The 19,837-nt window shown below is 57.0% G+C and carries 17 protein-coding genes and 2 pseudogenes; 12 read left to right on the top strand and 7 right to left on the bottom strand.

Features of this window, described 5'->3' with window-relative positions:
• The first annotated feature begins 16 nt into the window (after positions 1-16).
• From gspD to AC1DV6_RS02565, 6 genes are all read left to right on the top strand, one after another.
• Positions 17-2,170 carry a type II secretion system secretin GspD gene (gene gspD / locus AC1DV6_RS02590; RefSeq protein WP_477974813.1) on the top strand — a complete coding sequence of 718 codons (2,154 nt, stop codon included), beginning with the start codon at positions 17-19 and terminating at the stop codon, positions 2,168-2,170.
• Positions 2,167-2,634, top strand: coding sequence for a hypothetical protein (locus tag AC1DV6_RS02585; protein WP_477974811.1), 468 nt, complete (start codon positions 2,167-2,169; stop codon positions 2,632-2,634). Before gspD ends, AC1DV6_RS02585 begins: the two co-directional genes overlap by 4 nt.
• Before the next feature lie 183 nt (positions 2,635-2,817).
• A complete protein-coding gene (locus AC1DV6_RS02580) occupies positions 2,818-4,626 on the top strand; it encodes a hypothetical protein (protein ID WP_477974809.1) in 1,809 nt (602 codons plus the stop codon).
• 72 nt (positions 4,627-4,698) lie between these two features.
• Positions 4,699-5,565 (top strand): peptidylprolyl isomerase, encoded by an 867-nt coding sequence (locus AC1DV6_RS02575; RefSeq protein WP_477974807.1) that lies wholly within the window; start codon positions 4,699-4,701, stop codon positions 5,563-5,565.
• A gap of 23 nt (positions 5,566-5,588) precedes the next feature.
• On the top strand, positions 5,589-6,374 hold the full coding sequence (locus AC1DV6_RS02570; protein ID WP_477974805.1) for an ABC transporter permease: 786 nt from the start codon (positions 5,589-5,591) through the stop codon (positions 6,372-6,374).
• A gap of 53 nt (positions 6,375-6,427) precedes the next feature.
• Positions 6,428-7,594, top strand: coding sequence for an ABC transporter ATP-binding protein (locus tag AC1DV6_RS02565; protein ID WP_477974804.1), 1,167 nt, complete (start codon positions 6,428-6,430; stop codon positions 7,592-7,594).
• Between the two features lie 5 nt (positions 7,595-7,599).
• Here the strand turns inward: AC1DV6_RS02565 and AC1DV6_RS02560 are convergent, their stop codons facing one another.
• Together AC1DV6_RS02560 and AC1DV6_RS02555 are read right to left on the bottom strand one after the other, a co-directional pair.
• The gene (locus AC1DV6_RS02560) at positions 7,600-8,445 is read right to left on the bottom strand and encodes a hypothetical protein (RefSeq protein ID WP_477974802.1); all 846 of its coding nucleotides are present in this window, start codon (positions 8,443-8,445) and stop codon (positions 7,600-7,602) included.
• A 65-nt stretch (positions 8,446-8,510) separates the two neighbouring features.
• The gene (locus AC1DV6_RS02555; RefSeq protein WP_477974800.1) at positions 8,511-12,362 is read right to left on the bottom strand and encodes a methyltransferase domain-containing protein; all 3,852 of its coding nucleotides are present in this window, start codon (positions 12,360-12,362) and stop codon (positions 8,511-8,513) included.
• On the opposite strand from AC1DV6_RS02555, the pseudogene AC1DV6_RS02550 reads away from it, so the two are divergent.
• The 4 genes and pseudogenes from AC1DV6_RS02550 to AC1DV6_RS02535 form a co-directional block, all read left to right on the top strand.
• Positions 12,361-12,672: pseudogene (locus AC1DV6_RS02550) on the top strand (DUF4124 domain-containing protein); the annotation flags it as partial. The gene AC1DV6_RS02555 and the pseudogene AC1DV6_RS02550 overlap by 2 nt on opposite strands.
• A gap of 102 nt (positions 12,673-12,774) precedes the next feature.
• Positions 12,775-13,179, top strand: a complete 405-nt coding sequence (locus tag AC1DV6_RS02545; RefSeq protein ID WP_477974947.1) for a lytic transglycosylase domain-containing protein — start codon at positions 12,775-12,777, stop codon at positions 13,177-13,179.
• A gap of 29 nt (positions 13,180-13,208) precedes the next feature.
• Positions 13,209-13,805: a class I SAM-dependent methyltransferase gene (locus AC1DV6_RS02540; RefSeq protein WP_477974798.1), complete on the top strand. Its 597-nt coding sequence runs from the start codon at positions 13,209-13,211 to the stop codon at positions 13,803-13,805.
• Positions 13,806-13,882: 77 nt separating this feature from the next.
• Positions 13,883-14,221, top strand: coding sequence for a hypothetical protein (locus AC1DV6_RS02535; RefSeq protein ID WP_477974797.1), 339 nt, complete (start codon positions 13,883-13,885; stop codon positions 14,219-14,221).
• Between the two features lie 59 nt (positions 14,222-14,280).
• Here AC1DV6_RS02535 and AC1DV6_RS02530 read toward each other — a convergent pair whose 3' ends face one another.
• From AC1DV6_RS02530 to AC1DV6_RS02510, 5 genes are all read right to left on the bottom strand, one after another.
• Positions 14,281-15,054: a LytR/AlgR family response regulator transcription factor gene (locus tag AC1DV6_RS02530; protein ID WP_477974795.1), complete on the bottom strand. Its 774-nt coding sequence runs from the start codon at positions 15,052-15,054 to the stop codon at positions 14,281-14,283.
• Between the two features lie 30 nt (positions 15,055-15,084).
• On the bottom strand, positions 15,085-17,289 hold the full coding sequence (locus AC1DV6_RS02525) for a histidine kinase (RefSeq protein WP_477974793.1): 2,205 nt from the start codon (positions 17,287-17,289) through the stop codon (positions 15,085-15,087).
• Positions 17,290-17,324: 35 nt separating this feature from the next.
• Complete coding sequence (locus tag AC1DV6_RS02520) at positions 17,325-18,131, bottom strand: head GIN domain-containing protein (RefSeq protein WP_477974792.1); 807 nt, start codon at positions 18,129-18,131, stop codon at positions 17,325-17,327.
• Positions 18,118-18,306 (bottom strand): hypothetical protein, encoded by a 189-nt coding sequence (locus AC1DV6_RS02515; RefSeq protein WP_477974788.1) that lies wholly within the window; start codon positions 18,304-18,306, stop codon positions 18,118-18,120. The genes AC1DV6_RS02520 and AC1DV6_RS02515 overlap by 14 nt, the downstream gene beginning before the upstream one ends.
• A gap of 166 nt (positions 18,307-18,472) precedes the next feature.
• Positions 18,473-18,688, bottom strand: coding sequence for a cysteine-rich CWC family protein (locus tag AC1DV6_RS02510; protein ID WP_477974785.1), 216 nt, complete (start codon positions 18,686-18,688; stop codon positions 18,473-18,475).
• A gap of 128 nt (positions 18,689-18,816) precedes the next feature.
• Here AC1DV6_RS02510 and AC1DV6_RS02505 point away from each other — a divergent pair.
• Positions 18,817-19,134: pseudogene (locus AC1DV6_RS02505) on the top strand (DUF3667 domain-containing protein); the annotation flags it as partial.
• A gap of 48 nt (positions 19,135-19,182) precedes the next feature.
• Entirely contained in the window at positions 19,183-19,815 is a 633-nt protein-coding gene (locus AC1DV6_RS02500) for a hypothetical protein (RefSeq protein WP_477974951.1), read from the top strand.
• Positions 19,816-19,837: the final 22 nt, after the last annotated feature.

The raw sequence follows: 19,837 nt of genomic DNA, 5'->3' as shown, positions 1-19,837 counted from the left end.
CATGCGTCCCAATTCAATGAAAAGTACTCTTCAAATCGCCGCGTTTGTGATGGCCATCGTATGGGCTGCAGGGTCTGCCATGGCGCAAGACATTGCAAAGCCTGCGGGGTCCGAGCCGCGCATCATCCGTGGCAACGATACCGTCATCGCGCCACCAAACCCTGTTGCCGCTATTACCGGGCCTGAGGCCGGCCTCAGGTTTGAGGAGGCGCCCCTGGCAGAAGTGGTGCACACCGTACTGCGCGAAATTGCCAAGGTCAGCTACGTCATCCATCCACCGCTGGGCGGCACGCTGACATTGTCTACACAGGGCAACGTGAGTGCCGATTACGCCATGCTGCTGCTGGAAAACGCGCTGCAGGCCAACGGCTACCAGCTCGCAGTGGATTCGCGTGGCACCTACCACATCGGCCGCCCGGAAGTCATCAAGGGAATTGTTCCCTCCATCCGCCAGGCGGTGAAGAATTCACCCCTTCCTCCGGGTAGTGGCGCCATCATTGTTCCCCTGAAATACATTGGCGCCGCCGAGATGGCGACCATCCTTCGGCCTCTGGCCTCGCCCGAAGCCATCGTGCGGGTGGATACTGTGCGCAATCTGCTGGTACTGGCGGGAACCCGCGCTCAGGCAGAGGGCTGGCTCGACATGGTGGCCACCTTTGACGTGGACTTGCTCAAGGGCATGTCGGTCGGTGTTTTCCCGCTGAAATTCATTTCAGCCAAGGACGTCGATTTTGCGCTGCGCTTGTTGAGTGGCGTGTCTTCCCCCACTCCTTCGGGCGGCCAGGCCCCCTCAGCGGCTTCCAGTGCTGCATCTGCCGCGGCCGCGTCCGCAGCCCTGCCACTGAGCGGTGCATTGCGCATATTCCCGATGGAAAACATCAACAGCGTGCTGGTGGTAACGCCGCGCGCGGCCTACCTGGATGAGGCGAAACAATGGATAGAAAAACTCGACAAACCCGGTCTCAATAGCAGCGAGCAACAGCTATTTGTTTACCAGGTCCAGAACGGCTCTGCGGCGCATCTCGCCAATGTGCTCGGCGGTTTGTATGGTGGCACTACCACTGCCGCCAGTGCCACGGGCAGCACCAAGACCGGCGTCGCGCCTGGTTTGACGCCCATGGGTGGCAGTACTGCCGCAAGCGGGACGGCGGTCGGCGCGATTTCATCCAGTGCCGGCGCCAGCACCGTGCAGGGCAGTGGCATCTCCGCAGTCACCCTGAACTCCGGGGTGCGTGTCATTGCCGATGAGATCAACAACGCCGTCCTGGTCTACAGTGGCAGTGCCGAGTTCGCCAAGGTCGAAGCGACGCTGAAACGGCTGGATGTCCCACCCACGCAGGTCCTGATCGAAGCCAGCATCATTGAGGTCACCCTGACGGATGACCTGAAATACGGGCTGCAGTGGATGTTCTCCGAAGGCAAGGGTGGTGGTGACATCGGGACCGGCATCCTTCGTAACGCAGCCGATACCGCATTGGGCGCCGCGACAGCGGGCTTTTCTTACACGCTGCGCAATGCGGGCGGCGATGTCAAGGCCGTACTCAATGCGCTGGCGGAGAAATCTTTGGTGAAAGTCATCTCCAGCCCGTCGCTGATGGTGTTGAACAACCACACCGCCAGCATCATGGTGGGCGATCAACAGCCGATACGCACGGGCGAAACCATCCTGAACGCCACCATTACCAGCAGCATTACCTACAAGGACACCGGGGTGAGCCTCACGGTAACGCCCTCTGTCAATGCTGGCAGCATGGTGACCATGCAGATCAACCAGGCCGTCAGCGACGTGGGCGCAGTAGATTCCGCGACCGGACAGCGCTCGTTCCAGCAGCGTCAGATTGGCAGCCGTGTCGCTGTGCGCTCCGGTGAAACCCTGGTGCTGGGTGGCCTGATCCGCGAAAACAAAACTGTTGGCAAAGCAGGGCTGCCCTGGTTGCAGGATTTGCCCGTTGTTGGCAAACTATTTGGGTCCAATTCAACCAATACCAACCGGACCGAACTGTTGGTGGTCATCACGCCGCAGGTGGTGCGCTCCGAGCAGGATTTGCGCAATGTGTCTGCGGGCCTGCGTGAAAAAATGAAAGGATTGGTAACAGAGTGGCCTGAGGCCATAAAACCAATGGATGATGCGGCTGTCTCGAAAGAGCGGGGCATTGAAACTACGAAATGAGAGTGGAGAAACGTAAAAACATGTCAGTCAATAGTGTCAAAACAGTGGGTATGCGCAGTGCGGTTGCCGTCGTGGCGATGGCTGCTATAAGTTTGCTAGCGGGATGCGCGTCTGGTCCTGCAGCTACGGCCCAGCCTCCTGAAGAGATAGTTCGCGCCTTGGCCGCCCAGCGTTGGCAAGCTTTGGTTGAGGGCGATCTTACAAAGGCATATACCTTTGCCACCCCTTCTTACCGCAAAATCAACTCTTTCGAAATATTTCGTGGTGGTAAGCAGAGCGCCTCTGTGAAATGGGTTGCGGCACAGGTTTTGCGTGTAGACTGCGAGCCGTCGAAATGCGCAGTGCAGATCGAGTTGGAGAGCAAGTTCGAGACACCTATCCGTATCAAGACAACTGTCAAGTCCAGTCTGGATGAGACATGGGTTCTGGAAGACGGCAAGTGGTGGATGTTTGAAAAGTTGTAAGCAAAGTTCATCTGGCGATAAAAAACTAAGGGAGGCCTCCTTATCGACTTGTTGCAAAAACTCAACATCTAGGAATTGAAAGCCCATTTTTTTATATTTTGTGGCACAAGGGCTGTGCTAGAATTTCTTAGGCGTTAACAACTTTAGAGTTGCGCTTAATATCCTTTTTTAACTGGAGTCTTCATGAAAAAAAGTACACTCGCATTGAGCGTCGCCGCCGCACTTGGTGGTTTTGGTTTTGCAACGTCGGCTTTTGCCATTTCTGATGCGGCCGTTCTTGCGCCTGTCGCAACTGCCGCTCTGGCTGGCAGCAGCTACACCGTGGCTGTTCCTGCTGCTACCGTTCTGGAGCGCAATCCCGATGGTATCGGTCATCAGCTGATCATTCCTTATTTCACCGCTCAGGGCACCAATGCAACCCTGATCGAAATCACCAACCACGACGTCAAGCGCGGCAAGCTGGTGAAGGTGCGTTTCCGTGGCGCCGCCAACTCTGACGATCTGTATGACTTCACGCTGGCCCTGTCTCCCGGTGACGTCTGGACTGCAGCCGTCTCCAAGGACGCTACTGGTGTCGCCAAGCTGGTTTCCACAGACGCATCCTGCGTTCTGCCTGCAGCTGCTAAGAACGGCTTGTTCAGCACAAACCGTGTCGACCCAACCCCTCCCACTGGCGTTGTTGTGAACAGCCAGACCCTGGAAGGCTATGTTGAAATCATCACCATGGGTGACATTCCAAAGTCCTATACTGGTGCTGCTGATGCTGGCCAGTCGGGTACTGAAGCTGCCTATGATGCCCGTACTACTGCTCAAAAGGCTGCTACGCTGTTCGGCACCATCAAGCACGCCAGCGACGTTGCAACCTGCGATGTCACAGTTCTGGACACCAAGCTGGGTACCGATGACACGACTGCCAACATGATCGCCAAGGGCCTGACACCTCCTACAGGCATGATCTCTGCTGACTGGATCATCATCAACCAAACCAACACATCCGCATGGTCTGGTGCTGCCACGGCCCTGCAGGCAAAAGACGTTGCTGGTGCTGCTGGTGTGAATGGTACGTCCTCTCTGGTGTTCTGGCCTCAGAAGTTCGGTACGCCCACCGCTGCTGGCACTGCCCGCGACGCCGTTGGTGTTGCCACTGGAACCTATTCGGCTGACCCTCTGTTGTTGGCAGGCCCCGCTGGTGCCGCTCCATCCACCGGTACGGCTGCTATTGTGACTCCTCAGTACTATGATCTGCCTGACTTGTCCACCAGCGTTGTTGCTGGCGAGCTCTCTGGAGTTCGCGCTACTGCCACAACAGCTGCTTTGTCTGTCAAGACACTGGCGCACCAGGTTGTGACCGCATCGGGCATCGCTGCTGCGACTGAAGTGGTGTTTGCTCAGCCTACACGCCGTTACCATGTGGCTGTGAACTACAAGGCCGCTGTTGCTACCAATAACGCCAACCTGACCACTGGTGTCTTGGCTGCTGCTGTGTACCAGCCTTTCGCTCCCGCAGCGACTGACGCCTACGCAACTGCTGGTACAGGCTTTGGCTCTGGCACAATGGCCCGTGAAGTTTGCGTGACCAACGTCAATGCACCAGGTGTGGTTACTTATCGCGTTGCGCCTGCCACTGCGGTTGACAATATCGCAGCTGGTTTGTTCAATCGTGAAGAAACAACTCCCGGCGTTTCTGGCACTCCTTTCGTGATCTCGCCTAACGTGCCTGGTTCTCCTACGGTTCTGGCACTGTGTGGTGAAACATCGGTGGTGTCCATCAATCAAGGTGGTATCACCAACCCTAGCACGGCTCTGACAGCATCCTTGGCTCGCACCGACGTGACCTTTGCTGCCGGTTACGATGCTTCTTGGGCTACATGGGACCTGACTTCTGCGAATGTCCGTACACTCGGTCTGCCAGTGATTGCCAATGCCTTCATCCGCGCCGTTAACGGTACGGTGAACTACGGCTTTGCTTGGCCAGCCAAGGTTGTTCGTTAATTCGTAACCTGAGGCTCCAGTGAGAGGGCGGGGGAAACCCCGCCCTTTTTTTCGTTTGAGATTGGAAGAAGCATGAAACGTGTATTGGGAATGGTATTGTTGAGTGGCTTGGTGCAAATCACATCGGCCCAGACCTTGGTGAGCGGTCGTGGGGCCGCAGTGTCGGTCGACGATCTGAATGTGGAGGTGCTGCGTGTCCCACCAGATGCGCGTGCTGTGACTTTTGAAAAAGTGGAGACGGCGCAGAACCTAGCGGCCAATCTGTATGTGCGGCGCGTGATTGCCAATGAAGCGGCCAAGGCCGGACTTGACAAACTGCCCGAAGTCAAGGCTGCGCTGCAACAGGCGCGCGATCGCATTCTTTCGGATTACCGCCTGTCGCAGGTCGACCAGGCGAATCAGCCTTCAATGCAAGCGCTGGAGGCGTATGCACTCAGCAGCTACAAGGCAGATCCCAAGAAATTTGAAACGCCTGAGCAGGTGCGGGTCAGTCACATTCTGTTCCGTGGCCCGGATACGACTATTCAGGAGCAAGCACAGCGTGCGCTAGCCGAACTGAAGGCAGGGGCTGACTTTGCGACCATGGCCAAAGAGCGCTCCAACGATCCCGGCTCGGCTGCAAAGGGCGGCGATCTGGGGTTTGCAGCGCATGGCCGCATGGTCAAGGAGTTTGAAGAAGCGGCCTTCGCCCTCAAGAACCCTGGCGACCTCAGTGGTATCGTCCAGACGCAATTTGGCCTGCATATCCTGAAGCTCGGCGAACGTAAGCCGGTCGGTGTCAAACCGTTTGAAGAGGTGAAGGAGGCGTTGATGAAAGAGGCCCAACAAACCCTGCTGACCAACGCACGTATTGCGGAGAGAGATCGTGTTTTGAAAGACGCGAAGTTTGAACCGGCCGCCATTGCAGCATTTACTAAGGCGCAAGCCGGAGCTAAGTAGCAGGTATGAAAATGGGGGGCGCCATGGCCGTGGCATGGCAGCACCGGGCCTTGCTACTGGCCCTGGTCAAGCGTGATCTGCAAAACCGCTACGCCGGCTCCGTGGCGGGCGTAGCGTGGGGGTTTTTGCACCCCCTGATCATGCTGGCCATTTATGGCATCGTATTCGAGTATGTCTTCAAGGTGCGCGTTGCTCGGGTAGCCGAGAACCAGCCCTATGTGCTGTTCGTGGCCGCCGCGCTGTGGCCCTGGCTGGCCTTCCAGGACGCTGTCAGCAGGGGTGTGGTCGCCATTCAGAACAATGCATCCATCGTCAAAAAAGTGAACTTCCCGCAGGAATTGCTGGTGCTCAGTACGGTGTTGGCCAGCTTTGTGGTGCAACTGGGGGGCTATGTCCTCGTTTTGCTGCTGCTGCGCATAAGCGGGCTGGGCGTGCATTTCGGGGATTTACCCGCCATACTGGTTTCATTGGTTTCGCTGTTTTTTACTGCGCTGACCGTGGCATTTGTGTTGGCTGCACTGCAGGTGTATATCCGCGACGTGGAGCAACTGTTATCGCAGGTCATGAGCGGCCTGTTCTATCTCACCCCCATTTTGTACACCACCGCAACCGTTCCGCATTGGATGGGTGAGGTGATGCAGTGGAACCCTCTGGTGCATATGTTGGAGCCCTTGCGGAGTGCCTTGCTGAACACTGTACCGGTGGACTGGGTGGGGCTAGGCATCACTCTTCTGGTGTGCATCCTGTCGTTTGCCATGGCCCGCAAATTCTTCAATCGCCTGGCCCAGTATTTTGAGGACATGCTGTGAGCGCAGAGCGGGCTGTTGTACTGGAGTTGCGGGGGGTTGGCAAGAGCTACCCCATGTTGCAAAGCGGCACGCGCAAATTGGGACTGGTATTTGCCCGCCTCTTTGGCCGCGAGCCGCGCCATACACGCGCGGTACTGAAGGACGTGAGCTTCCGTGTGCGCAAGGGCGAGTCGTTCGGTATCGTGGGTGTGAATGGGGCCGGAAAGTCCACCTTGCTCAAAATGATTGCGGGGGTTGTTTCCCCGACGAGCGGAACCATCCAGCGGCACGGCCGTATCGCGGCCTTGCTGGAATTGGGAGCAGGATTTCACCCTGAATACACCGGTCGGGAGAATGTTTTCCTCGCCTGTGCCCTGATGGGCTTGAGCCATGCAGACACGCTCGCGAAACTGGACGGCATCATTGATTTTGCGGACATCGGGGCTTACATCGATCAACCCATCAAGCACTACTCCTCCGGGATGGTGGTGCGCCTCGGGTTTGCCGTTGCCACCTGCGTTACGCCAGACGTTCTGATTACTGACGAGGTGCTGGCGGTAGGAGACGAGTCATTCCAGAAGAAATGTGTTGCCTGGCTCGAAAGCTACCTTGCGCAGGGTGGAACACTATTGCTGTGTTCCCACAGCATGTACCACATACAGAAGCTGTGCAAGCATGCCATCTGGATCGATTCAGGACGGGTCTTCATGCAAGGGGGCTCACAAGATGTCGCCCGTGCTTACCTGGCTTGGCATGAAGCGAAATCCCGCAAGCAGCCTTTACCCTTGGAGGTCGCTTCCAAGGACGAATCAGCGCCCACAGTACATGCCCACGGGGCTTATGAAGTGCGCGAAATGCGTTTGAATGGCCAGCCTGAGAACGACGCCGTCGTTGTCAACATGGGTGGGGTGCTACGCGTATCGGGCCGCGTCTACACACCGGATGGACGCATGCCAAACGTCGCAGTCGCGATCATTCGCGCAGACGGAACGCCCGTCTACGGCGTGGTGAGTGACATGGATAGCTACTTACTGGAGTCGGACGGCACACCAAACGGCTACCGGTTCAGTATTGAATTCGAAAACTTACCACTCCTGCCCGGCTACTACAACGCAAGATCCCATGCCATGGATCCGGAGGGCTTGCGAGTGTTCGATCAGGTGGAGTTGCCGTTTGCTGTTTCCGGGGAATCGCGGGAATTGGGCCTGTGCCGCCTGGAGCACCATTGGGTGAAAGCCTGACGGGTCTATCGATCCGGTGAGCTGAAGAAGCGTGGCACTTCACCCCAAAAGTGCCACAGGTGCGGGGCCTCAACAATGAGTCGGTCCAAATCAGAAAATACGGTATGCATGGCCTGATCAAGCGTATCGAAAGTGCCAATAGGGTTGATTCGCAAGCGCCGTGCGCCTGTCTGCATATGGATGTCCATACTAAACAGGGTAATGGGGACTTGTTGCTCCACCGCGATACCCAACAAGCCGCTGGCCACGAAGGCCTTGTTCGAAAGCAGTGCAACCGTGCTGCTGGACCGAACTGAGTCGGCAGGCACATCCAACACTGCCACGAGCTGCTCCTGTGCAGCCAATATCTCCCGGATGGGCTGACGCGCAAACAAGGGGTCAATGGTGGCGTGCCCGGTAACGTCTGCTACTCCTTTAATGCGCGCCAAAGCGCTGGCCAGTACCACTGGCTGATCGGCATATTGCTTGGGCTCAAAACGGGCCAACATCATGTGGGGCTGCAAGCCCGCGGCCCGTGCATGGCGCAAGGACCAGATGCCGGCCCCCCAATGAAAACAGCACAGAAATCCGGCCTTACCCGCTTCAGGCCAATTGCCTTCGACGTTTACATGACGCGCGAGCCATGCATTGGTTCGGGTTTTGACTAAAAATAAATCCGCCTGATCAACCAGTCTTACCAGCCGCAAATGCTGCGCCCACACCTTGCGGTCGCCTTCTATCTGCCCCAACTTTTCCGCTTGCTCAAGTCCCCGGTGTACCGGGTCACGGTATAGGAAGTCAAATCGGGTGGCGAGGCGAAAGATCCTGAAACAAAGCGGCCAGGGCATAAAAATTGCCAACCCTGGCAACAAGAACAACTCCACTAGTGCTATCAGCTGCCTTTTGCAATAGGCCCATCGCTGCCAAAGTGGTGGTGTTAACCCACCAGCCACGATTTGACTCTGCGCTGAAAGCCCGTTGGTATCAGCTTGGCGACAGGTGAAAAGATGGACGATGCCCGCAAAATGATGAGCAGGCGCAGCGCCTTGGATTTGACTTCCGACTGCTGGCTTTGCAGAAAATTACTGCTTTGCACATTCAGGCTGATCAATAGGTGCAGCTCTTGCATCTGCTCTGATGTCAGGGCCTGTGCCGCAGGGAGCTTTGACAAATAATCAGAACGGTAATCCAGCATTGGAAAGCTGATGGGGCTGGAATTTCCCTCAGCCTTGGCGGGTTCTTGCCCTGCAATGAAGTTCTTTTCGCGAACGCCATCAAAGAACTCCAGCCATTGGGTTGCGGACATATTCCAGTTGCATAGCCAAGACCAGGCGCGGCCGCTCAGTCGCTCGCTGAAGGCCCCGAGGGCAGGCGCTGCCACAGGGTATCCGCCTTCAAGGGCCGCGCTGAGTGTGTAGCTGTAGGTCTCTGGACATTGGGCCGGAAACCAGATCAGGTCTGGCTGCAACCAATGAAGCAGAGATGGTAAATCCGACTCGTCATAACTCCCATGCACTGTCAAGCGTGCCTTGGGTTGAGTGGTCAAATTTCTGTACGCATACCCAACGAGGTGAAAGTCCACGAGATTGGCTTGGCGTGCAGCCAAGCTCGCGACTTCCTCGAGAAGGTCTGCGCCTTTGACCTTGCTCAAGGCGCCAATGACAACTACCTTCAGTCGATCGGTTGGACGGAGCGCCCCTGGCTTGGGTGTGGGATGGGCAACGGCGTGTTTGTCAACGGTCGCATGCGGGGCAAGTCGAATGCGGGCAGCCGGCACGAAGCGGTGCATTCGAACTGCAACGTCTTCACTGGGCGTGATCAGATAACGCGCCCGGCTCAGAATGTGGCTGTGGCGCGAACGCCAGCTATCAATTTCCTCTCCTTCCGGGGCCGGACTGCGTTTGACGCACTGCCTGCACTGCTCTATGCCCAGCTCGCCACAGTACCGATCCGTATGGTCGGTCAAAGTGATTTGTGGGCAATAGCTGTAGTAATCGTGGGCCGTGAAGTCGTGGGATACGCCAAGCAGGGACGGCAATTGCGCAATTTCCGCTTTATGTCCAAGCAGGTGGTGGAAATGAATATGGCCAACGCGCAATAGCTTGAGTATCTTGATCAGCTGGGGCGTGTCGTTCGGGATGGAAAAGCGCAGCGAAAAGGCTTCTTGCACATTTTCAAAGGTGAGCTGTGCGCCCCCATCGATAGGGGTCAGATAGAGGAACGTGGCTTGTGTCCCGAGCTCGGCGGTCAGCTCCCGGATATGTTTAAGTGTTCCGCCTTCCCGGTTGTGCGAAACGTTGAGCACGACGGGGCGGCCGCTGTCTGTAATGCGTGCAATATCGATATTCAACCGCGCCTGGCCCGCTGGATCCACTCTTACGAAGTCATGCACCCGTCTTTCGTAAGATGGGTGAAGCCGGCGCATCGTTTCCATGGCGAGCGCTTCACGGCCCGCCTTGCTGTCTCCAAAGCTGATCCCCCCGGAATGCCAAACAAAGGTATCAAGCGCATGCAGGTTAATCCAGCCTGCATGAATAGCGCGCATGCAAAAGTCGTTTTCCTCGCCGTAGCCTTTGCCAAAGCTGTCGTAATCGAAAACGCCAATGTGTCCGAGGCATTCCCGGCGGATGTACATGCAGAATCCGACCGCCGTAGGAATTTCGACTGTTTGGCCGGCCAGTGTGCGGGCAAACAGATTGTCCAGGCGGGCGGTGTCATAGCCTTCCGGGATTTCGTTGTTTTGACAAAATCTCGGATAGCTGCAAATTGTGGCGTTATTGGAAAACGGAGTGACACTTGCGACACGTGCCCGGCTATAGGCCGCTTGTTGAAGTCGATCAAGCCAGTTGTTTGCGACCTCGGTATCGCTATTGAGCAGTAGGATGTCACTTTGCTTGCTGAATGCCATTCCGCGATTGACGGATCCTACAAACCCGAGATTGACAGGATTCTCAAGCAAAACCAGCTTGCTGTCGGCCTTGCATAGGGCGTGCAGCCACGAGACCAACTCAGGCTCAGGGCTCTGATCATTAACAATAATCAGTCGCCAGGCCGTCTTGTTGGTGGACAGCAAAACCGATTCAATGCATCGCTTTGTATCCGCAAAGCCACGGTACACCGGTACAACGATATCTACGGGCGTCGTCGGCAAAGGCGTGGCTGGAGCGGGTTGAGGTTGAAGGTGATTCATTGGACCTAAATGCTGTGCATTGCAGTCTTGCAATAGCCGGCGCGTGCTTCTGACGAAAGGCCAGCTTTTAATAAACTGAAATGTTGTGTCTTGCAAGTCGTGTAAGGACTTTTCTGCAAAACCCAATTGCTCCTTTAGATCTTGAGTTGAACTTTGCGCTTCGCGCAGTTCCCCCATAAGTGTTTGCGAGAGTTCCTGTAACGAACGCTGACTCTCAGTCAAATCACGAACCGCAAATTGTAAACGCTTGCGCTCCCCTTCCAGTTGACCTTGGTTTTGGGTTAAACGCGACACGTCCAACTGATACTGCTGGGATTCCAACTGATGCTGATGGGCTTCCAGCTGCTGCTGACGGGACGCCTCCGCATATTGCATGTGGAGATCTTTGACGGAGTTGGTGGCCTCCAGATAGTCTGCGGACATGGGCCACCCAGCGCCTACTTCCAGATATGCACCAAGCGCGCTTATCTGAGTCAGTACCTCAGGGTCAAGCGGCAATTCGAACCAGGGATCATCGCCCAACAGCAGAAGCAAGCTTCCTACGGAGCTATCGCCAGGCTGGATAGGGAAAATCTGCTGCTGTGACGGGAATTCGAGCCCTGCGTTGGTGCTGTCACTTCTCCAGACCCAGGCATTGCTCCCGTTGGGCAATACGATTCGCAGGAAGTACAGGCGTAAAAAGCCTGCCCTGTCGGCTGGGTCTAAGCGGATGGCTGTATAGGGCTCCGAACTGGCCGGGATAGCGAATTTCAGATTTTGCGAGGTCGCGCCTATGACGCCGTATTCGACCACCTTCGTGGACTCGCTGTATTGCCCATTTTGGGCGAGGTAAACAGCCGCCGAGAAGAGGGCCTGTGCTGGGCTGTCCGTGGAGTGGCTGTCATCATCGGTTGATGAATTCAAGGGCGACTCGACAAACCGGGGCTCCAAGGCAGAAATGAACTGATAACTCAGTGCATCAGGCAACGCAAGCAGATAGCGTGTTACGGCCGGGGGCAACGCGTCAAACGCCACTTTGAACTCCGATGCCGGCAACGATCTTTGAACTGTGTGCGTCGATACGCACTGCCAAAGATTGGCATCAAAGAAGCGCTTTAGCGACTTGCGTGTGTAAAACCGAAGATGCGTCTCGTCCAAAAGTCCTTCGGGGCGGTAGCGGAAGTCCCCTGCAATGAGTTCTGCAATCAAGCCGCAATATCCGGCATTCGGTATGGATGTCAGCAGTTTGCCGCCGGGCTTGAGTAGAGTTCTGCAAGAGGCGAGCAGGTGCTGGGGAGCTCTGAGGTGCTCCAGCACGTCGGCGCAGACAATGTAGTCGTAAGAGTGTGCTTCGAACAGGGTTGCAACGTCAACGTGGTCAAGGTCGGCCACGACTGCATTGCGGTACCAGGGTTGCGCAGCAACGACTTCATCCTCATTGTGGGACACGCCGTCCAGCGTGCAGTCGAAAAGGCTCTTCAGGTATTTGCCCAGAGACCCTGCACCCATTCCCAAGTCCAGAATTGTGGAGCCAGCCTGGATTTGTTCTCCAATGAGGGATAGTGAATCCTTGGCGTCTCGCGTTACCAGGCGATCATAGATATGCAATGCAGTAGACATGAGGAGTCAATTATCTCCCTCAGGCGTGCCTGAGGTCGTGCGGGTTAAAATGGGGGTTACTACTACAACCGTAGACCAGCTACGGAATTCATTGCCCATGGATTGGCTAGTGGGCATTTACGTAGTTTTCAATATGATCTTCAAGTACCCACCACTTTGTGTGGTGTTCATTTCACTGTCCTGCGGTCTTCTTCCAGCGAAGGCTGAAGTGTGGAAGTACGTGGACAAGAACGGTGTGCTCCAGTTCTCGAGCAATCGACCTGCGGTCGACGCTGCAATGATTTTTGATTCGGCACGTGCAAATTCACCGACTTCGAAAGCTTCCGAGCTCACGTATTGTTCTCATCCCTGTAAACGGCCGTCGTTGGAATGGTGGCCTGCATCCCCCAAGTATAGGTCTCTGGAGGCCCATTTGACCAAGGCTGCGCAGACCAGCGGAGTAGATTTAGCGCTGCTCAAGGCGGTTGCCGCAACCGAATCGGCATTCGACTCCAAAGTGGTGTCGCGCAAGGGTGCTGTTGGTGTCATGCAGGTCATGCCTGCCACTGCCCGCATGTACGGCGTGCGAGGCGCGCGGGAGAAGGACGTTGCCGAGGAACTGAAAAATCCAGCAACGAATATTGATGTTGCTGCGCAGCATTTGTCCCGACTTCTGAAGGTGTATGGCGGCCGACTGGATTTGGTCTTGGCCGCTTACAACGCGGGGGAATCAGCCGTCGCAAAGGCGTCTGGCCGAGTGCCAAATTATCCGGAAACCAAACAATACGTAACAAGTGTCATGTATTTGTATTCGCTGAACAAAGCGCAGGCTGTTTAGCGTCAAATTCGAAACTTTAAGGGTTAGTTGTGCACATTAGTTCACTTGAACACGTCAATCGGTTGGTAGAAAAATTTCTGCGCGAAAAAGAAGAATTGAATGTTTTGGACATCGGCAGCATGAATGTCAATGGGACGTACAGGAAATTTTTTGATCGCCCCCGATGGAGCTATGTGGGCCTTGATTTGGTGGCGGGGCCAAATGTTGATGTTGTATTGACCTCAACCTACAGGCTGCCAGTTCCAAGTTTTTCGCAGGATGTTATTGTTTGCGGGCAAGTGTTCGAGCACGTACAGTTTTTTTGGCTGACCTGGCTGGAAATGATCCGTACTTTGCGGCCGGGGGGGCTTATTTTTCTGGTTGCACCTTCGCGGGGGCCGGAGCATCGGTTTCCTCAGGACTGCTGGCGATTTTATCCGGACGGTTACCAAGCCTTGGCTCTTTATGGCGGTCTTGAACTTCTTGAGGTCTCAACCGATTGGGAGCCGAGCCCGCATGCGGATAGCGCACCATGGGGTGACACCGTTGGAGTATTCCAGCAGAGGCAGCTCTCGTGGATGCAGCGTTTACGAATGCGCGTCATGCAGCAAATCAGGTATCGGTTGCTCCCTGGATTCAGGGGCTGAGGATGCCCCGGTCTTCAGCGGACGTTGAAACTCCTAGAATAGAAGTTGCTGAAGGCATTTAAAGCGAAAAGGACACGGTGCAAGACCCTAAAGACTCTCGCTATACCGAGACCGGTTTCCCTACCCTGCAATGGGAAGAGGAAGATCTGCCGACGCGCCCCATGCCGCTGCATGAGCGGCCGCTGCAGGCGCGCATTGATCTGGAGATGGCGGTGGTTGCTGAACACCATGTCCGTATTGCGCTGGCCATCGAGAAGTTTTGGGGCCACCGTGACTGCATCGAGTACATGCAGTCGCTGATCATGAGCGGCTACAGCGAAGGGCAAAAGCGCATGGGCTTCAAATCCGAAGTCGTGTCGGCGCTGATCAATCTGGTGGCGCTGCACAAGCTGGAAGTGGAAAAACCTGCTCCCTAAGTCATCTAATGGGTTGGGATCAGCGCACATTGCTTCGCAAGTGGCCTGACCCCAAAGTCTCACATTTGCTTGAACAAATGCGAGAACGGCCGGCTAACAGCCAAGTTTTCCTTGCGCTCGCGGACCTTCACACTGGCCTGCCCGCGGAAATCCCGCGTCACCAGCTCGATCGCGCTGGCATTCACGATGGTGGAGCGGTGGATCTGCCAGAACTTGTGGGTGTCTATGGTTTCCAGAATTTCCTTGATCGGTGTGCGGATCAGCGCATCAAAGTCTTTGGTGGCCACCAGCGTGTACTTTTCATCCGACTGAAAAAACAGCACGTCTTCTATCGGAATCAGGCGCAGGTTTGCACCGTGGCTGGCCTTGATCCATTTGAGCTGTTCGCTTTGCGGCTTGAGTTGTGACGTGATGTGCGACACCAGCGCCTGCAAATCCTGTGCTGGTGCGGAGGGCACCATCTCCAGCCGCTGCTGCAAGCGGGTCACGGCGGACTGCAGACGTTCATCGCTGTAGGGTTTGAGCACGTAGTCCACCGCGTTGCTCTCAAACGCCTGCACGGCGTATTGGTCAAACGCAGTGACAAACACCACATGGCATTTGATGTCCGGGTTGGCGGCCAGGCTTTTGGCCACCTCTACTCCCGTCATCTCCGGCATCTGGATGTCCAGAAAGGCCAGATGCGGGCGGTGCTCATCAATCGCTTCCAGCGCCGCTTCGCCATCACCCACTTCGGCCACGATCTGCAGTGTGGGCCACATCTTGGCCAACTTGGCTTTGAGCTGGGCTCTCAGAATGGGTTCGTCTTCTGCGATGACTGCGGTGATATCCATGAATCCGTTGCCTTGTGTTTTAGGGATCAATTAGGTGCGTTTGCGCCACCAGAACCAGTATATGAGCAGCCAGATCAGTCCAAAGGGAAGTAGCACCGGGAACACCGAGATCAGAATCATCGCGGGTATGAATACCAGCAGGCCGGCAAACAAAAAGCCCAAGCCATAAATCACGGCAACCACGATGGCGGCAGCCAGCGTGGCCGCGCCAAACGCAATCAGCAAGCCGATCGAGCCCAGCGCCATACCTTCGACACCGTCGAGTTGCAGATCGCCGACCTGCACGGGCAACCAGCCGGTGTACAGACTCAGCAGTGCAACCACCAACAGGCCGACCAGCAAAGCCAGCATGGTCAGGAAAATGCCGGAGATCACACGCGTCCAGACGCTGTGCGTTTTGCTGGTGGCACTGCGAACGCGATTCCATGGTGTGGCGGGTGCTGCAGGCTGGTAGATGGAGGCAGGGCTTGCCGGCTGGACTGGGGTCTGGCCTGCCGGGGTTGGCGCTTCCATCGGTACGCGAATGCGGGCCACCACGCCGCTGGGCGTGTTGGATTCAATCGTAAACCCTGCGCGGCCGCCATAGATGGCTGCCAGACGTTCACGCAAATTGGTGAGACCTACGCCGCCGCCCGATTGGATAGGCGCGTCGGTCAGGCCGCGGCCTGTATCGCGAACTTCAATGCAAATCTGGTCGCCCATGGCCGTGATGACACGCGACACCTTGACATCAATACGGCCACCTTCGCGCACCGGTTCCAGGCCGTGCTTGATGGCGTTTTCCACCAGCGACGGCAACATCATCGGCGGGAACGGCATGGCCAGCATATCGTCTGGTGCTTCTACCGAGAACGCCAGGCGGTCGCCCATGCGCATCCTCAGAATGTTGAGGTAAGCGCGCACCAGTTCCAGCTCCTGGCCCACGGTCGATGTGCTGTCGCGCATCTTGGGCAATGCCGAGCGCAGGTATTGAATCAGGTGGCCGACCATCTGGTTGGCGGCAGGCGGGTCGATCTCGGTCAGCGCTTGCACATTGGCCAGCGTGTTGTACAGAAAGTGGGGCTCCACCTGGGCTTGCAGGGCTTGCAGGCGCGCTTCGGTGATCTGGCGGCTGACATCGCTGACAGCGGCTTGCTTTTCCTTCTCTTCGGCGAAGGCCAGTGCGCGGCGTGAGCGGCCGATGAAGTATTTGGCCAGCAGCAGGATGGCGAAGATCGGGATGAAGGTCAGGATCAGCACCGAGCCCACACCAATGCGCCACACATCGCCAGCCACCTTTTTGCGGATATCGCCGCGGAATTCGGGCGGCAGATGCATGCGAACCTGTTCGTCGTCCAGCCGCACCTGTATGCCTGCCAGGGAGGCGCCACTGGCGGCCTGGGCAGCGCTTGCGGCTTCTGCCGGAGTGGCAGGGGTTGCCGGTATCGCCGGGACTGCAGGGATGGCTGGTTTCGCAGGAATAGCAGGCTTGGCTGGGATGGCGGGAATGGCGGCCTTTCCGGGCGTGCCGGGCACGCCGGGAATACCAGGTATTCCAGGGACACCGGGTACTCCCGGTATACCGGGCACGCCTGGGATTCCAGGTTTGCCGGGCAGTGCGGGGAGGGCTGGCGGCGCAGGGGGCACGGGCTGGTGAGCGTCCTGCATCAGGCGGTTGATCGCGTCCAGTGCGTCGCGCGCTGTCTTTTCATTGGTGCGCGCGGCCTGGATCATTTCCTCGAAGGAGCGCTCTGCTGCGCTGGTGTCTACGCCCTTGTCACGCAGCTTGTCCATGGTCTCGTTGCGGGAGTCCTCCAGCGATTCACGGGCTTCCGTAGCAGTATCCACCGCGCTTTGTGCCGCGTTCTGTGCGCTTTCCAGCGCGTTTTGCCGCGCTTCCTGCATGGATTCGCGGGCCATTTCACCCGCTTCGTTTTGGGCGCGAGACAGTTCGTCCCGGGCGCGGGCAATTTCAGCCAGGGCCTTGTCGAATTCGCCGGTGCGGTCACGGTCGTTGCTGCGCGCCTTCATCGCGGCAACGACTTCTTCCGCCATGTTCAATGCACTGTCACCGAAGGCGATCTGGATTTCGCGCTTGATGGCACGCTGCTCTTCGGGGTTTTTGCCGCTGTCCGACAGACGCAGCACATGCAGCGGCGTTGCAAACAGGGTCAACGCAGCCAGAACGGCCAGGCCAAAGGCCACGAGGCCCCACCAAGGGGTTTTGTGAAGGAGATTTCCGAAGGCTTTAAACATGATGGAAGCGTCGTGGTGTCACCAAAAAGGTGTTTTTAGGGTTTGCTGCTGGGGCCGCTGCCCAAATGGCGGATGGAGCCCGAGCCTGCAATGGATTTGTTCACTTCCGCATCACCAAAGTAGCTGACGTCGCCGGAGCCGGCAATGCTGACCTTCAGTGTTTTCTTGGCCCAGACAGCGGCGTCGCCAGAGCCGGCGATGGTCATCTTGACCGCATTGGCAGACAGGCTTTGCGTATTGATATCGCCAGAGCCAGCAATGCTGCCGTCCAGCGTGTCGGTCTTGCCCGAGGCCAGGAAATCGCCAGAGCCAGCGATCGAGATGCGCAGCGTGGTGGCTTCGAGATCGCCAATGCGCATGTCGCCGGAGCCCGCGATACTGCATTTGAGCTTGTCGGCCTGCAGCTTGTCAGCGCTGATGTTGCCTGAGCCAGAGACGTCGAGCTGTTCAATGGCCCGAACGTTCACGGTCATTCGCAGGACTTTGGTGCTGATCGAGCCTGTCTTCTTTTGCATCCGGATGATCAACTGCCCCTTTTCGACCACGGTTTCGACCAGTGGCGCGATGTTGTCGTCGGTCTCCAGAGTCAGGCCTTCCGTGCTTCCCTGCACGACCTTGACGTCTGCGGGGATGGCCAGATCAATGCTGGTGAAACCACTGACGGGGCGCGTGGTGGTGGTGACATGGCCGGAGCCTGTGACCTTGGGGCCCCATCCCCAATCCCAGGCGTGGGCCGGTTTGGAGACGCCTGCCAGCGCGGCGCACAGCAGGAGGCCGCTGGTCAGAGCCAAGCGACGGGATGGAGCGGTGCCCTGGCGGGCAAGGGACTTAGCTGCGTGCATAAACGATCTCCACGGTAGGCAATGTGATGGTCCGGCAGCTGGCGGCGGCCTGGAGTTGTGGGGCTTCGGACACATGGTCAAAACCAACCAGCAAGCCGCCTTGCAAAGCAACGGTAGCGACCACTGCGGCCATCAGTGCCACGACCTTGTGGCTGCTCAGAACTGCGTAAGACATGTTCACTCTCCAAAAAACTCAGGCCACCGTGACCTGTTGGAGCGAATGTAGTGGGGTATGCGTAGCTTGGCTTATCCCAAGTGACGGATTGCAGAGACACGCGGTCAATTGCAGAAAAACGCGATGAATGGGGGGCAAAAAAGCCAGTTTTTGCGATTTCTTGGCGCTATTGGCTTGCACAGGCGGCGCAAATGCAGGCTTTTCCGCGTGCTTCCGGGGGTAAACGGGCCAGCAAATCTGCGCTGAAAGTTTGCGCCATGCACCAGCAAGTAGGTTGTTTTTGGCCAGTGGCGCGCTCAATTTCCATCGCACATTGGTTCGGCGCACCGCATAGCGGGCAGTGCTGCGGTTCTGGCAGTGCGGGGGCGGGGCGGGTCTGCATAGCGGTTGCAGTGTATCTGGAGCCCGTACTAGGCGAGGGCCGGCCTTTTGGGCTAATTGTGCGTGGCATACTTCTTTGCATGCCGCAACATTCGAATCTGGATGCACACATGAAAACCTCGACGCGACATGGGTGAGGGGCGCCACCCGACGGCGAAGCCCGTCATCGCGGCCACGCATGAATCGGGCACAGCTTGCCTGAACTGTGGTTGGTCCCTTATCCCCGGCGCGAACTATTGCAGCCAATGTGGCCAGGACACGGCCAATCACCCGCCGACCTTGTTCGAATTTGTGCACGAGTTTGTCAGTCATTATGTAGCGGCTGAGGGCAAGCTCTGGAAAAGTCTGTGGGCCCTGATGTGCCGACCAGGTTTCCTGACTTTGGAATACCTCGCTGGCCGTAAACAACGCTATGTCCTTCCTCTGCGCTTGCTGCTAAGCCTTGGCCTGGTCTTTTTCCTGGTGGCCAAGTACGCGCCCGTTCAATTCGTGCATATGGACGACGAGTGGGCAAAAAAGGTGCAGCAATCTGAGCGTGCAAATGCAATGGCCGACGTGGCCAGCGTACCTTCCTTGCCTGCTTCCGCGGCATTGGCACCCGAAGCAGAGGCAACGGCAAAATCCGCTTCAGTCAAAGTGGTTCCATCCGAAGCTGTGGTGAAGTTGGACGACGAGATGTTGTCCTTGCTGTCGCCGGGTCTTCGGGCGAAAGTGCAGGAAATCAATGCGCATTGGCAGGCGGATCCTATGGGCTCCGCCAAGGGCGTGGGTTCCGTGATGCTCTCGCTGGCACCCTATGCGGTATTGTGCTCGCTGCCGTTTTTTGCCGGCTTGTTGAAGCTGTTTTTTCGCAGCCAGCCCTATGGCGCCCACTTTGTTTTTGCGATGCATCTGCATGCCGCCTGGTACGGCATGCTGTTGATTGCGGTGCTACTGCCGTGGCAGCCCATCGGTCTTGGTGTGTGGGGCTGGGCCAACTTGTACCCGCTCTTCGCCCTCAAGCGCGTGCATGCGGCAAGCTGGGTTGCGACCGCTTTGCGTGCGGGGCTCTTGGCGGTGCTGCACTGGCTGGTTTTAGCCGTTGGGCTGGTGATCCTGGCACTGGCCGGAATCATGACAACAGCCTGAACGGCCGCTTCCGCCACTTTCG

The sequence above is a fragment of the Rhodoferax sp. P2_H8_2 genome (assembly GCF_056403235.1).
Note: the sequence above shows the minus strand (reverse complement) of the source record. Positions and strands in the feature narration are given on the sequence as shown.

Excerpts from the sequence above, each read along its gene's own strand:
- AC1DV6_RS02565 (WP_477974804.1), top strand. The coding sequence starts at position 6,428 with ATGTTGCAAAGCGGCACGCGCAAATTGGGACTGGTATTTGCCCGCCTC.
- gspD (WP_477974813.1), top strand. The coding sequence starts at position 17 with ATGAAAAGTACTCTTCAAATCGCCGCGTTTGTGATGGCCATCGTATGG.
- AC1DV6_RS02570 (WP_477974805.1), top strand. The coding sequence starts at position 5,589 with ATGGCCGTGGCATGGCAGCACCGGGCCTTGCTACTGGCCCTGGTCAAG.
- AC1DV6_RS02510 (WP_477974785.1), bottom strand. The coding sequence starts at position 18,688 with ATGCAGACCCGCCCCGCCCCCGCACTGCCAGAACCGCAGCACTGCCCG.
- AC1DV6_RS02500 (WP_477974951.1), top strand. The coding sequence starts at position 19,183 with ATGGACGACGAGTGGGCAAAAAAGGTGCAGCAATCTGAGCGTGCAAAT.
- AC1DV6_RS02585 (WP_477974811.1), top strand. The coding sequence starts at position 2,167 with ATGAGAGTGGAGAAACGTAAAAACATGTCAGTCAATAGTGTCAAAACA.
- AC1DV6_RS02580 (WP_477974809.1), top strand. The coding sequence starts at position 2,818 with ATGAAAAAAAGTACACTCGCATTGAGCGTCGCCGCCGCACTTGGTGGT.
- AC1DV6_RS02520 (WP_477974792.1), bottom strand. The coding sequence starts at position 18,131 with ATGCACGCAGCTAAGTCCCTTGCCCGCCAGGGCACCGCTCCATCCCGT.
- AC1DV6_RS02555 (WP_477974800.1), bottom strand. The coding sequence starts at position 12,362 with ATGTCTACTGCATTGCATATCTATGATCGCCTGGTAACGCGAGACGCC.
- AC1DV6_RS02525 (WP_477974793.1), bottom strand. The coding sequence starts at position 17,289 with ATGTTTAAAGCCTTCGGAAATCTCCTTCACAAAACCCCTTGGTGGGGC.
- AC1DV6_RS02575 (WP_477974807.1), top strand. The coding sequence starts at position 4,699 with ATGAAACGTGTATTGGGAATGGTATTGTTGAGTGGCTTGGTGCAAATC.
- AC1DV6_RS02515 (WP_477974788.1), bottom strand. The coding sequence starts at position 18,306 with ATGTCTTACGCAGTTCTGAGCAGCCACAAGGTCGTGGCACTGATGGCC.
- AC1DV6_RS02530 (WP_477974795.1), bottom strand. The coding sequence starts at position 15,054 with ATGGATATCACCGCAGTCATCGCAGAAGACGAACCCATTCTGAGAGCC.